The sequence below is a fragment of the Brevibacillus aydinogluensis genome (assembly GCF_961514395.1).
Taxonomy (GTDB): domain Bacteria; phylum Bacillota; class Bacilli; order Brevibacillales; family Brevibacillaceae; genus Brevibacillus; species Brevibacillus aydinogluensis.
In genome coordinates, this window is record NZ_OY569118.1 from 3408256 (window position 1) to 3421788 (window position 13533).

The following is a 13533-nucleotide window of genomic DNA, read 5'->3' on the forward strand; positions in this document are numbered from 1 at the left end:
AAGCTTGGCGCATCGGCCAAGCTTTTTCATTTTTCATTCCCTTTTCGCTGTTTCAGGCGCACGATGATGCCGTCGATCAACAGACCGATCCCCGCGCCGTAAAACGGACTGGCGAAGCGAATGCCTTCGCTAATCGGCAGTTCTTTCAGATAAACGATGACCACGCCGAGAATAAACCCGATCATCGTAAAGCGCAGACGGGTCGGACCCATTCATCCCCACCGCCTTACTTGCCGAATTTGTTGGGCAGCTTCATGTTTTTCATGTTGCGGCTCATTTGCTTCAGCTGTTTTTGATTCAAATTGACGCCCATCGCGCGGGCCATCGCCTGCAATTGCTTTTCATCCATCTGCATGTTCTGCAATTGCTTCTTCAGGTAATACGTGCCGCCGGCAAATCCGCCCACCAGGCCAATAATCAGCGTAACGATCGGAATTACCCAGTTGTACCAAGCCATTGATTCATTACCATCCTCTATTGGAATTACAGTCGTACCTATTGTACCACATCTGCCGCCGCTGTACATCGCGGACATGGGGAAGATCGAAAGGTTGAAAGGTTACCCGCGGCATTCCGGCGCGAACCACAGGTGCACCGGTATCAATCCGCGGCGTACCGCGTCAGCGGGGTGTCGCTCAGCCCCGAATAATTCTCTCGGGCCGATACACTCAAAAGGTCGTCCTCGGGAAAACGGTAGGCGGTCAGCATTCCGCCAAACACGCAGCCCTGGTCGATATTGAGCGTGCCGTTTTTACGTTCCGGTTGGGGCCGGGGGTCGTGCCCCCAGATGATCAGCGGATGGGTCGTTTTTCGTTCTGCCGCCCAATCCCGGCGGATCGGCCGGCCGTCCGCTCCCGTGCCGGCCACGTCTCCGTAACGGCAAAAGGTTTGTACGGCTGGAGACTCCATCCCGATGTAATCGTCGCGGATGCCGGCGTGAACCGCTACCGCTTCCAGTTTTCCGCCGTACTTGATCATCATGTGCGACGGGGAGGAAAACAGCAGCCGCCTGCTCTGCTCTTTCAGGAGCAGCGCGTTTTTCGTTCCGTACTCCTGCTCAAAACGGCGAAACTCCTCTTCCACTTTTTCATCGCCATGCGCCAGCGTAACCGGTCGCCCGTCCAGCCAGCGGGCAATCTTCCACCCATGATTGCTGTCCACCATCTCCGCTACGCCGATTTCGACGTGGCGGATGAAAAACTGCAGCATCTTGATCGAATTCGGCCCTCGACTGGTAATGTCTCCAAGCGAAAGAAGCGTGCGGCCGCGGGGATGGCGGTACGTCCCGTCGTGACTGCGCTCGTAGCCAAGCCGCTGCAGCAGCTCCATAAATTCGTCGTAACAGCCGTGTACGTCGCCGATAATATCGACACCCTTGTCCGCTATCAGCATTTTGGAGCGCATCCTCGGTTTGCGTTTCATGCCCATCCCCTCCTTTCCACATAACTATTATTGTCTACTGTTTACCATAAAAAAGAAAAAAACTCACCCCCTTTTTTCCGGGATGAGCGGGACTGCCCCCATATCGTGAGACAAATCAAAACACCTTCAAGAAATTGCATCCATGTCGTAAGATATGGAGACAACCTTGGAGGTGTTTTTTCTGTGGCCACGAGAAGATCCCGCTAAGATCAAGTTAAAGGCTGTTGAAATGAGGCTGGCAGGTATCCCCATAAGGGAAATAATGGAGCAACTTGGGATCAAGAACAAGACACACGTGACAACATGGTTACTGGTACAAAAATGGCGAAACTCATCGCTTTACCCAGCCGGTAGGAAAACAGTACAGCATATGGAAAATGACCAGCGTTTGCCACTGAAGTTGAAAGGTTAAGACAAGAAAATCGTTTCTTAAAGCAACAATTGGATGTCTTAAAAAAGTACAAGGAGTGGGAAAGGAGGTGTCACCAGGCAACCGCATCAGATCGTAGATCATCTGTTGAAACGTAATTTTTACACGGAAAAACCGTTGCAGAAGCTTGTTGCGGATATTACTTATCTGCCTTTCGGCAGTAAAATGCTGAATTTATTGAGCATCATGGACTTGTACAATGGTGAGATCATCGCATACAGTATTGGGGATAAACAAGGTACAAGTTTGGTTATCGATAACATTGAATCAGTTGCCAGCAGTGACAAACTGCATGTTACATAGCGACAAGGATCGGTTTATACATCTTATGCGTTTCAACAGGCGGTAAAGGAAAAAGGCATTACCATGAGCATGTCCCGTAAAAGGTACACCTGCTGATAATGCCCCGATAGATTCGTTTCATTCCACGTTATCTCGAAGATATAACCTGTACAACGACTGCCATCGTTGAACAGATTGTGCAAGACTACATTCATCACTATAACTCAATTCGCATTCAAAAGAAACGAAACAACCAGTCACCGATTCAATATCGGCAACTGGCTGCTTAAAAACTAAGGTGTTTTGATCCCTGTCTTACAGATGGGGGTCAGTACCGGCCACTTCCATTTTACCAAAATTTACAATGTGAATAGTGTCTCTCTCCGTCATCCTAAATGACTTTTGGGACAACCCCTTGTCTGCATATTAGACTTTCCTACCTACTACTTTACGATAGGTATCGCTAAATGTAATATCCGAAAGGCTTCTTGAGTACCACGGGGAGGTTCCGCACCAGGAGTTTGCGTAATTCATTAATCTGTAAATATTTTCTCCATAGCAACTAAAGTTATTGGGAATCCGCCGCCCAGTAGCAGTTCCTCCATTTTCTGCTGAAAAAGGGTAAAAAGTGAGTGTATACGTACCACTACAAATACTTCCATTCCAATTTGTAGTTGCGTCTTTCACCAATCGGTCTAGTGGATACGTATCGGTAGAAGCGTCTAATGCTGTTAACGCGTTCGATATAAACTCTGCAAAAATTTTAATAGCTAGGTCGGCTGCTGCAGATTCGGTTTTGATAGTGGGACCATCCCCAGTTAAATCTGTTAGCTTATAAGACGTTTTTTTCGCTTTGTTGTACATGTCCAGGATCCCCTGTCCAATTTGGGTCAATCCAACATAAGAAGTTCCTCTTCCAGCCCCAACATTACCATTTGACTCTAAGCTGATAACAGCGAGAATCAAACCAGGATTGACCCCAAAGTGTTGGCCCCATCTGTTTGCATATGTTCTCCACTGTCGAATCATTTTATTGCGGATATCGTGCACTTCCCAACCTGATTCTGAACAAGGCGGACAAACTTCCACAGTAAATGGCATGCAATGCTCCTCCCATTCCTCACTAATTTGAGAACGACAGTTTGACCGGTCAATTAGTCGTTTCAGCTATCTAGGAAAAAATAGAAGACAATACGCAACCATTTTTTTCTCCATGAATTGAACTCCGAACGTAAAGTATTGACATTTCTAGAAAATAAATCTAAAATAGTACCATTCGTTACAATGAAAAAAATCTGCACAGGAGGAGGGCCTCTTTGCATAAAACGGTAACGGTGTACTCATTTTTACTCGTTACGTGCCTGTTTCTTATTTGCCTGGGGACTCCTAAAGAATTCTCTGCATCCGGAGAGAAACAGAATACAAAGATAAGAGAAACCGTCCAATTTCCCGCAGATTTTTTCTTGCCAAACCTGCAAGAACAAACCTTTGAGTTCGTCTACACGGTTTCTGGAGATAGTCTGCAGTACGAGTTGTACCGCTATCCTGAATTTCGGATTCTCACCCATGAGGAACATGCAAACTTGCAGCACCCTCACACCCTTCATGATTGTTTCTTCAGCTATGAACAAAGCCTGAAATCGCGTGAACTGCCCAGTCGTGAACAGGTTGGAGAGATGTTTCAGGTTGACCTCAACGATGTACGAGAACTCACGCCCAAGCTGCGCCTGTATGGCAACACGCTGCTCGAATACGAGGCTGACGGAATAACCGGGTACTGGGTGCTCAATCTTAACAGCACAGAACCGTTATCTGTACCCACGGCAAAACTACAGCAGCTTATGGATTTTTTAAAATCAGAGCAGATAAGAGACGGACGGATTATTGCAGTAGATCTGGAGAGGAATGATCAGTTCTGGTTCGTTTTTCCACGCCATCAGTGGATCTACCAGGTGATTGTTTATACCGATGATTTGGCAAGTCTCCCGAATCTACTTAAAGGGATTGGGAGAACCAATTTTCAGGAGAATGAACCGTCAGTACAAGCAGAAGAATGACTTACGGATTAGCTGATACAATTCCGCAGCCTTTGGGCTCTCTATACTCTACCAACTTAACAAAAATAAGCATCCCAACCATTCTTAGGTGAATTGGGATGCTTTTCTGTTTATTATGGAGTCTATAAACTATTTTGTGTAAACTCCTAACCTTCAAAATAGAGTACAATGAATTCTAAGAAAGGTTGGGAGAGCCCATGAGCCTGATGACCAAAGAGCAACTCAAGCAGTGGATCAAGGAAAAGAACATGCAATCGGTGGAAGACGTCCAATCGGCCCTGAAGGAGTTGTTTGCCGACACCCTTCAAGAGATGCTGGAAGCCGAACTGGAGACATCTCTTGGCTACGCCAAGCACGACACGAAAAACAAGAAAACCACCAACAGCCGGAACGGCTACAGCAAGAAAAAGGTGCGTTCCGAGTACGGCGATGTGGACATTCAGGTTCCGCGTGACCGGGCCGGTGAGTTTGAGCCGACCATCGTCAAAAAGAACCAAACGAACGTGACGGGTATCGAAGACCAAATCATTGCCATGTATGCCAAGGGTGTTTCTACCCGCGACATTCAGGATCACCTGCAGCAGCTCTACGGCATCGAGGTTTCTCCTACCCTCATCTCCAACGTGACCAACAAGATCGTCCCGCTGATCAAAGAATGGCAAAACCGTCCTTTGCAGGCGGTATATGCGGTCGTGTTCCTGGATGCCATTCACTTCAAGGTGAAACAAGACGGTGCCATCGTCAACAAAGCCGCCTACATGGCCATTGGCATTGACTTGGAAGGCCACAAAGATGTACTTGGCATCTGGATCGGGGAAAATGAATCGGCAAAGTTCTGGCTTCATGTCGTAAACGAGTTGAAAAACCGGGGCGTGCAAGACATCCTCATTACCTGTGTGGACAATCTTCGCGGCTTCTCCGAGGCCATTTCCGCTTGCTATCCCATCACGGAAATCCAGAAGTGCATCATCCACCAGATTCGCAACTCGATCAAATACGTTTCCTACAAAGACATCAAGAAGATCACGTCGGCCCTGCAGCCGATTTATAAAGCGGCCACGGAAGAGGCCGCCTTGGAAGAACTGAATCAATTCGAGCAGACGTGGGGACAAAAGTACCCCCTTATTGTCCGTTCCTGGCGTACGAACTGGGCGGAAATCTCCACCTTCTTCAAGTACTCACCCGAAATTCGCAAACTGATCTACACAACCAATGTCATTGAGAGCTACCATCGCCAACTGAGAAAAGTCACCAAAGGAAAAGCCATTTTCCCTACAGACGAAGCCCTGCTCAAAATGCTCTACCTGGCAACCATGGATGTGTTACGAAAGTGGACGGGGAGAGTTCAGAACTGGGGCCAAATTCTGTTACAACTGTCCGTTCAGTTTCCGGAGCGAGTTCAACCATATCTCCGCTGAGCCTAACGGCTATTGGAGTTTACACAAAATCATTGACAGACCCTTATTATGTGAGGTACAGCAGTCCGGTGTAACCCTTACCATCATTTTAAATGCTTGATGCGCCTGGCAAGAGTAATTTGTCCTTTACCGACAAGGGTCAGTAAAATGCAAGAAACAATTAAAACTAGTTCCATAATATTCCTTTCACCTCTTTCGTTTTGTGAACGTAAGCATTATGGGTAAGCAAAAAAGATTATCGCACATTCATTCTTTCTCTGCCCTTTTACAACTCCTTTGACTTGGAGGTTTCCCCTTCCTGCGGAACTTCTCCTTTTCGTTCAAACAGTTCGTTCTCTCTATTTGCTTTCAACCGCAGACTCAATATATTTTTGACACGAATTTGTAATTCTATATGCTTGCAAGTTACCACAAGCGTCAATACGCAAACAACAGCTCCCAAAACAGTCTGCCAATCCATTTTATTATTCTCCACACCCAAGATCACCGTGGCGTATCGCTTCTATCATTGCCAGTATCATTTCTTGAATACTATCTTCCTTCGACATTTTGATAAAACATGCGAGGTATTCTAAGTCCGGCTGAAGAAAGTCGATGATCTTCATCAGCTGTCACCGCCGGGATATAATTGACCCAGGTTCGCCGGAATGAAAATGACCCACCCTTAGCGAATATATCCCCTTCGGATTTAACCGGCAAGTTAATTTCGGAGGGAGACACATGCTAAGGAGTGGGATAGTGATATCGTTACATACCATGAGGGCAGAAGGCAAGAGTATTCGTGAAATTGCCCGTCTAACTGGACATTCTCGAAATACAGTTCGCCGATATCTCCGGGGTGAATCCTCCCCGAAAAGGGAACCCGTAAATCTCGTGGTTCCAAGCTTGATCCGTATAAACCGTTCCTGCAGGAACGTCTTCAAGAAGGTATCTATAACTGCGAGGTTTTATTCGATCTTCTACAAGAAAAGGGATACACCGGTGGACGCACCATCTTGAAAGACTATGTGAAGAACTTCCGTCCTCCCAAACACATTCCCGCTGTTCTTCGTTACGAGACGAAACCTGGTGAATATGCACAGGTCGACTGGGGACTGTGTGATTACGTAGATTTGGACGGCAACGTCCGGAAAGTGCCGGTATTTGTCATGGTATTGGGGTACTCTCGTGCTACGTATATCGAGTTTACAAAACGTTGTGACATCTACAGCTTTCTTCGTTGCTTGATTCATGCTTTTGAATATTTTGGAGGCATCCCAAAGGTAATGCTGACTGATCAGATGAAAACCGTCGTACTTGGTATGGGAGACGATCGAAAACCTCGCTGGCATCCGCTTTTTGCCGACTTTGCTGCAGCGATTGGGCTTGTTCCAAAAGTATGCAAAGTTCGACGCCCCGAAACAAAGGGAAAAGTGGAACGAGGCGTTCAATACGTAAAAAACAACTTTCTTCCTGGCAAACGCTTCGTTGATTTACAGGATCTCAATCAACAAGCCCTACACTGGTGCGAGCGGATTAACCGCCGTATTCATGGAACAACCGGCGAACGTCCCATCGACCGACTCCGTGAGGAAAATCTGTCGCCTATCCCTTCAGCTGAACGATGGGAAAAATACTTGCATGAACCAAGACAGGTCAGCCGAGACGGATTTGTTAGCTACGATGGTGTGCGATATGGAGTTCCATGGAGGTACAGTGGACGTGAGGTAACCGTTCGAGAAGTGAATGGGTGGGTGGAAATCTGGGCCGACGGCACATGTATTGCTCGACACCAAAAGGCCTATCGATCCCGCGCAACTGTTTTTTGTGAAAACCAGTATGCAGGTCTTTCGACCGCTCAAGGATATGCCTATCCGCGTCCGCAAGCCCGACAGATTTCATCGCAGCAAGTGGAAGTGCGTTCGCTGGATGTCTATGAGCAGCTAACAGGGGTGGGAGCATGATCGAACTGGAACAGGCACGGCTACGTCTCGAGGAACTTGGACTTCAGCAAGCGGCTCTACTCTTGGATGCTCACTTGGAAGCGGCAAGTCATGGACAGCCCACCTATCTGTCCTTTCTCAACACGCTCCTTGATGCCGAGATAGCGGAACGTCAAAAACGGAATATGGAGGTACGCACCAAACTTGCACACTTGCCTTACCGAAAAACGCTGGAGGATTTTGATTTTGCTTTCCAACCCAGCATTGACGAACGGTTGATTCGAGAGCTGGCCACGATGACTTTTGTAACCCGACACGAGAATGTCTTGTTCTTAGGGCCTCCCGGAGTAGGAAAAAGTCATCTGGCGGTGGCGTTGGCTGTAGAAGCCATCTCGCAAGGGATATCCGTTTACTTTGTCAGTCTCTCGCAACTCATCGAAGATCTGCGAAAAGCTTACACGGAAAACAGGCTGGATAAACGCATCCGTATCTATATTCGACCAAAGCTCCTCGTTATTGACGAGATTGGCTACTTACCGTTTGACAGTTTGGCAGCTAACCTCTTTTTCCAGGTAGTAAGTGCAAGATACGAGAAAGGGAGTATTCTGTTGACCAGCAACAAGAGTTTCGGTGAATGGGGGGAACTGATGGGCGATCCGATCCTTGCTACAGCTATTCTGGATCGACTCTTACACCATTCCCACATCGTCAACATTAGGGGGAATAGTTACCGCCTTCGTGAGAAGATGAGGACTGGAGCCTACGGCTCCCCCTCTACCACCTAACCAACAAAAAATCGCCGGGTGGGTCAATTCTAAACCGGCGATGGTGGGTCAAAATAAAGTCGGCGTTGACACAGCGCCTGATTATCTCCTAATTGAGCCTTTTTTACTATTGTGCTGAATGACTCAGTTTCTGTGCCAATTGGCGTAAGTACTTGTTTTTGCATTTGTTCACTCCCTGCCTTGTCATTTTAAGCTTTCGGGCCACTTCCTCCTCCGTCATGCCGTCAATGATGATACTCTTGATAATATAACGAGCTTTATCAGGAAGTTGATGTAACAACTGCTCAATGTAGACTTGAGATACTATTGTACCCATCGAATCTTCACCCATTACTTGTTCGATCATGGCCACCTCGCGGGTGTAGCGTTTTCTTGAGACATACTGAAGACGCCAAGCGATTCGTCTCAACACTCTTTTACAGTTCTCCTTCATCATCTCGTCAGTCAAAAGCATCACCGCCTGGTAAATCACTCCAGAAATATAGAACATATGTTCTTATTATACAACACACTTAAATTTTTCAATAGATCCATATTTTTTAAATTAATTGTTTAATATTGAATAAATTTTGCTGTGACACCGAGCACCTCCTTTTTAATTCCATTTGTTAAAGCAACTTCTAACAATATAGGAAAATAATAGGCATAAAAAGCAACTACCAGTTTTCCATATAGATTACGGGACTGCCCACAACGTGAGACAAATCAAAACACCTTCAAGAAATTGCATCCATGTCGTAAGATATGGAGACAACCTTGGAGGTGTTTTTTAAGTGGCCACGAGAGTAGTAAGTTATCCCGCTGAGATCAAGTTAAAGGCTGTTGAAATGAGGCTGGCAGGTGTACCCGTAAAAGAAGTAAGGGAGCAACTTGAGATCAAGAACAAGACACAGGTGGAAACATGGTTACGTTGGTACAGAAATGGCTAAACTCACCGCTTTACCGGTAGGCAAACCGTACGCATATGGGAAAGGCCCAGAGTATGCCACGGAAGTTGAAAGGTTAAGACAAGAAAATCGTTTCTTAAAGCAACAATTGGATGTCTTAAAAAAGTACAAGGAGTGGGAAAGGAGGTGTGACCAGAAGCCGCAGTTCAGTGGATGGATTCTTTTTAAAGGGAGAGGTCTCTGTAAAACAAGCATGCAAATGGCTAGGTATTGCTCGTTCCAGCTATTATCGATGGAAAAATCAACGAAATACACAGCAGTTTGCCAATCCAATTTTCACTCGAATTCGGAAATTGTGCATAGCCCATAAATTTCGCTATGGATACCGAAAAATCACCGCACTGCTACGTCAGGAGATCCAAGTGAATTATAAACGAGTACAACGAATTAGAGAGAAGAAGGCTTGCAATGTAGAGTGAAAGTCAAAAAGCGAAAGGGAACCGGGCAACCGCACCAGGTTGCTGATCATCTGTTGAAACGGAATTTTCATGCTGAAAAGCCGTTGCAAAAGCTTGTTACGGATATTACTTATCTGCCTTTCGGCAGTAAAATGTTGTATTTATCGAGCATCATGGACTTGTACAATGGTGAGATCATCGCATACAGTATTGGGGATAAACAAGGTACAAGTTTGGTTATCTATAACATTGAATCAGTTGCCAGCAGTGACAAACTGCATGTTACATAGCGATCAAGGATCGGTTTATACATCTCGCGGTAAAGGAAAAAGGCATTACCATGAGCATGTTCCGTAAAGGTACACCTGCTGATAATGCCCCGATAGAATCGTTTCATTCCACACTAAAGTCTGAAACATTCTATCTCGAAGATATTACCTGTACAACGACGACCATCGTTAAACAGATTGTGCAAGACTACATTCATATTCGCATTCAAAAGAAACGAAACAACCAGTCACCGATTCAATATCGGCAACTGGTTGCTTAAAAACTAAGGTGTTTTGATCCCTGTCCTACGGACGGGGGGCAGTCCCAGCACTCCACCGTCACACGAGATTGTGTTTATGCACGTAAATGGCGGCTTGTGTTCGGTCCTCCACATCCAGCTTGGCCAAAATGTTGCTGACGTGCGTTTTGACGGTTTTGATGCCGATAATCAGCTCATCGGCGATCTCCTGGTTGGATTTCCCCTGGCCGATCAGCTTCAGCACTTCCAGCTCACGCGGGGTGAGCTGCTCATGGGGCAGCGGCTCCTGACCGTGGCGAAAACGGGCCATGATCTTGCCGGCCACGCGGGATTCCAGCACCGGTTCTCCGGCCACGGCGGCTCGGATAGCGCGGGCGATTTCAGCAGCGCGCGAGGTCTTCAGCAGGTAGCTGAACGCCCCTGCTTCGATCACCGGGTATACCTTTTCGTCGTCGATGAAACTGGTCAGCACGATCACCTTGCAGGAGGGACACTGCTCCCGGATGCGGCGGGTGGCTTCCACGCCGCCGATGCCGTCCATGACCAAATCCATCAGGACGACATCCGGTTTCAGCTCCACCGCCAGCCGTACGCCTTCCTCTCCGCTCGCCGCTTCGGCCACCACCTCTATGTCTTCTTCCGTGGACAGATAGGCGGCCAGGCCCATCCGCACCATCTCGTGATCATCCACCAACAATACACGAATCACGGATGCTCACTCCCTTCCTGTTCCGTTTGCGGCATCACCGGGATGCGCACCTCGATTTGCGTCCCTTTGCCTACTGCAGAGTAAATGTCAAGCGATCCGCCCAATTCCGCCACGCGCTCGCGCATGCTCCGAAGACCATAGGAGGTCAGTTTTTCGCCTTCCGGATTAAACCCGACCCCATCGTCCGTCACCCTTAGCCGCACCTGTCCCTGCAGCGTAAACAGCTTCACCGCGATCTGGTTGGCGCGGGCATGGCGCAGCGTGTTGGAAAGGGACTCCTGCAGGATGCGGAACAGATGATCTTCAATGCCGCTGGGCAAGCCTTCGACGTCTTCGATTTCCCAGGAGATCGCGAGTGTATTTTTCCGCGACAGTTCTTCCAGCAGATCGACGATCGCTTCCTTCAGGGTCTTGTTCTGCAGCGTGGCCGGACGGAGATGCAGCAAAAGCGCTCTCATCTCCGCCTGGGCGGCCGCCGCCATCTCCTCCACCAGCTCTATCTGCTGGGCAGCGCGCTGCGGATTTTTCTCCACCAGCCGCTTCAAGGCGGCCGTGGTCATCGCGATGGCAAACAACTGCTGGCTGACGGCATCGTGCAGCTCCCGGGCAAGCCGCTGCCGCTCTTCCGTAACGGCTGCCTGTTTCAACTGCTCCGCCAGCGCCGCGTTGTGATTGGACAGCCGCTGCAGCGACGCCACCTGCTCTTCCCACTGCGACGCCAGGCGGTTAAACTGCCAGCCCAGCTCGCCGATCTCGTCCGCGCCCAGATCGGGAACGCGGTAGGACAAGCGGCCGCGGCTCAGATTCATGGTCGCTTCGCCCAGCACGTACAGCCGCTTTTTCAACAGATTGCCGAAAATGTAGCCGCTGATCACGCCCAGCACCGTCCCCACGGCAAGCGAGACGGCAAAGGCTGCCAGCATGATCACCCAATCCGGCTCCGCCGGCAGTTTTATTTGCAGATTGGCGGCAAGCCACTGGCTCAGTTCCGGGTCGTCTACCAATGTCGAGTAGAGGAGACGGATCTTTGGATCGTTGGCCCAGGCGATGTGCATCAATAGGAAACAGAGGAACGTGGCGGTTACCGTGCCGATGACCAGCATCAGGCCGAACCGCACATACTGCCATTGTACGCTCGCTAATCGCTGTCGACGCATCGGTCAGTACCCCCTAGATGTACTTGACTTTTATATCGCCGACAAGCAGCGAGAGTTGTAAATGGACTTTTTGAGCGGCCTGCTCGTACTGCTCGGAGCGGACCATCACACTGCGGCTGATGCCGCCTTGCCGGTGTCCAAACACTTCCAGGTCGCCTAAGCTCACCTCGGCTGTAACGGCAACCGGCATGTCGACCGGCACGTAAATGGTGACGTCCCCCACCCAGCCGTCGACAGTCAGGAACGCTTCCTCCTGCATCACCATCGCCCGCGACAGGTCGATCACCACATCCCCGATGCCGTGCCAGATGTGCAGTTCATTCAGCTCAAACCTGCCGGACGTAAGATGAAAATCGCCGATCAGGGAACTGCGGGTATCCTTGGGCCGCAGAATGCTGCCGGGGTGATGGGTCTTAACCCGTTCCTTGTAGACAGGCCCGTATTCTGTTGGCTTGGCCAAGCGTGCCGCCTTATCGTGAAACGACTTATCGTCGGGCGCGTCCCATTTCGGGGAGAAACTGCTCATGTCACCGAGCGTATCCACCCGTCCGTCGCGCCGCTGCGAGCGCCCCCGGATCAGGCGGAAGCCAAAGTAGATCAACGCCAGAGGGACGAAGAAATGGAACAGCTCATGGAATCCCACGCCGAACCACATCTCCAGCGCAATCAGGATGCCAAATCCGGCCAAAAGACCGCCTCTGATGCGTTTTCGCTTCTCCCACATGCGCGCGCCGACGTACACCAATATCATCGGCCACAGGCTAAACAAACTGAACGAAATGATATGCAAGGTGTCGAGCAACAGGCCAATGCCCGTCAAGATGATCAGAACACCAGCCGTCATTTTGTGCAAGCGGGACAGTTTCACAGGAGTCTCCTCTCTTACGCCCCATGCCGCTCATTTTCCTTCCAAACTGTTACGGCATGTATAGATAAACGCAGGCGGAATGTTCAACGGCGTGAAATCAGTCTCGACCCGTTGAAAACGCGCCTGCAGCTCCGATTTCAGTTGCAGTGAGTATTGAAACGTGATGAACAGCCCATCAGGGGCCAGCGCGGATTCAATTTGGTCCAGAATGCCGGTACGCAGCGTTTCCGGAAAGATGGCAAACGGAAGGCCGGAGATGATTACGTCGGCTTTGCCCAACCTCATTTCCTCCATATACTGCCCAAGCTTTAAAGCCTCTTCCCGAATCGGCACGTCGGGAAACCGGTCGCGCAGCATGGTCCGAAACTGATGATCACGCTCAACCAGAAGGTAACGGGCGTCCGGCCGCTTCTTTTGGAGAATGGCTTGCGTAAACACGCCCGTGCCCGGCCCCAGTTCAACGATGACGCCAGCGTTTGCCCAATCCACATGGGTCAGCATGCGCGCGCAGAGAAACCGGGAGCTGGGGATGATGCTGCCGACTCGGCCGGGTTCGGCAAAAAACCGTCGTAGAAACACCAAGAAGTCTGACAAAAAAAGGACCTCCTC

Annotated in this window: 13 protein-coding genes and 3 pseudogenes; 6 read left to right on the forward strand and 10 right to left on the reverse strand. The window is 49.2% G+C overall.

The annotated features are described in order from the left end of the window. Positions 1-26: 26 nt before the first annotated feature. From Q7F15_RS16830 to prpE, 3 genes are all read right to left on the reverse strand, one after another. A complete protein-coding gene (locus tag Q7F15_RS16830) occupies positions 27-212 on the reverse strand; it encodes a hypothetical protein (protein ID WP_171565064.1) in 186 nt (61 codons plus the stop codon). A 14-nt stretch (positions 213-226) separates the two neighbouring features. Further along, a complete protein-coding gene (locus Q7F15_RS16835; RefSeq protein ID WP_171565065.1) occupies positions 227-457 on the reverse strand; it encodes a YneF family protein in 231 nt (76 codons plus the stop codon). Between the two features lie 143 nt (positions 458-600). After that, positions 601-1422: a bis(5'-nucleosyl)-tetraphosphatase PrpE gene (gene prpE / locus Q7F15_RS16840; RefSeq protein WP_171565066.1), complete on the reverse strand. Its 822-nt coding sequence runs from the start codon at positions 1420-1422 to the stop codon at positions 601-603. A gap of 154 nt (positions 1423-1576) precedes the next feature. Between prpE and Q7F15_RS16845 the strand changes: the two are divergent. After that, positions 1577-2424: pseudogene (locus Q7F15_RS16845) on the forward strand (IS3 family transposase). 136 nt (positions 2425-2560) lie between these two features. Here Q7F15_RS16845 and Q7F15_RS16850 read toward each other — a convergent pair. Further along, positions 2561-3235: a membrane-bound lytic murein transglycosylase EmtA gene (locus tag Q7F15_RS16850; protein ID WP_304414700.1), complete on the reverse strand. Its 675-nt coding sequence runs from the start codon at positions 3233-3235 to the stop codon at positions 2561-2563. Positions 3236-3450: 215 nt separating this feature from the next. Between Q7F15_RS16850 and Q7F15_RS16855 the strand changes: the two genes are divergently transcribed. Both Q7F15_RS16855 and Q7F15_RS16860 read left to right on the forward strand, forming a co-directional pair. Then, on the forward strand, positions 3451-4191 hold the full coding sequence (locus Q7F15_RS16855) for a hypothetical protein (RefSeq protein ID WP_304414701.1): 741 nt from the start codon (positions 3451-3453) through the stop codon (positions 4189-4191). 197 nt (positions 4192-4388) lie between these two features. Further along, on the forward strand, positions 4389-5609 hold the full coding sequence (locus Q7F15_RS16860; RefSeq protein WP_230076618.1) for an IS256 family transposase: 1221 nt from the start codon (positions 4389-4391) through the stop codon (positions 5607-5609). 265 nt (positions 5610-5874) lie between these two features. Here Q7F15_RS16860 and Q7F15_RS16865 read toward each other — a convergent pair whose 3' ends face one another. Then, on the reverse strand, positions 5875-6069 hold the full coding sequence (locus Q7F15_RS16865; protein ID WP_304414702.1) for a hypothetical protein: 195 nt from the start codon (positions 6067-6069) through the stop codon (positions 5875-5877). A gap of 260 nt (positions 6070-6329) precedes the next feature. On the opposite strand from Q7F15_RS16865, the pseudogene istA reads away from it, so the two are divergent. Continuing rightward, positions 6330-7552: pseudogene (istA, locus tag Q7F15_RS16870) on the forward strand (IS21 family transposase). Beyond that, entirely contained in the window at positions 7549-8316 is a 768-nt protein-coding gene (gene istB / locus Q7F15_RS16875; RefSeq protein ID WP_304414513.1) for an IS21-like element helper ATPase IstB, read from the forward strand. Before istA ends, istB begins: the two are co-directional and overlap by 4 nt. 106 nt (positions 8317-8422) lie before the next feature. Here istB and Q7F15_RS16880 read toward each other — a convergent pair whose 3' ends face one another. Further along, on the reverse strand, positions 8423-8728 hold the full coding sequence (locus Q7F15_RS16880) for a sigma factor-like helix-turn-helix DNA-binding protein (protein WP_304414703.1): 306 nt from the start codon (positions 8726-8728) through the stop codon (positions 8423-8425). 361 nt (positions 8729-9089) lie between these two features. On the opposite strand from Q7F15_RS16880, the pseudogene Q7F15_RS16885 reads away from it, so the two are divergent. After that, positions 9090-10211, forward strand: a pseudogene (locus Q7F15_RS16885) (IS3 family transposase). Positions 10212-10269: 58 nt separating this feature from the next. Here Q7F15_RS16885 and Q7F15_RS16890 read toward each other — a convergent pair. From Q7F15_RS16890 to Q7F15_RS16905, 4 genes are read right to left on the reverse strand one after another with little or no spacing between them, the layout of a single operon-like run. After that, positions 10270-10899, reverse strand: coding sequence for a response regulator (locus Q7F15_RS16890; protein ID WP_171565067.1), 630 nt, complete (start codon positions 10897-10899; stop codon positions 10270-10272). After that, positions 10896-12056, reverse strand: coding sequence for a HAMP domain-containing sensor histidine kinase (locus tag Q7F15_RS16895; protein WP_304414704.1), 1161 nt, complete (start codon positions 12054-12056; stop codon positions 10896-10898). The genes Q7F15_RS16890 and Q7F15_RS16895 overlap by 4 nt, the downstream gene beginning before the upstream one ends. 13 nt (positions 12057-12069) lie before the next feature. Continuing rightward, the gene (liaF, locus tag Q7F15_RS16900; protein WP_304414705.1) at positions 12070-12924 is read right to left on the reverse strand and encodes a cell wall-active antibiotics response protein LiaF; all 855 of its coding nucleotides are present in this window, start codon (positions 12922-12924) and stop codon (positions 12070-12072) included. A gap of 30 nt (positions 12925-12954) precedes the next feature. Then, positions 12955-13518: a class I SAM-dependent methyltransferase gene (locus Q7F15_RS16905; protein ID WP_171565070.1), complete on the reverse strand. Its 564-nt coding sequence runs from the start codon at positions 13516-13518 to the stop codon at positions 12955-12957. Positions 13519-13533: the final 15 nt, after the last annotated feature.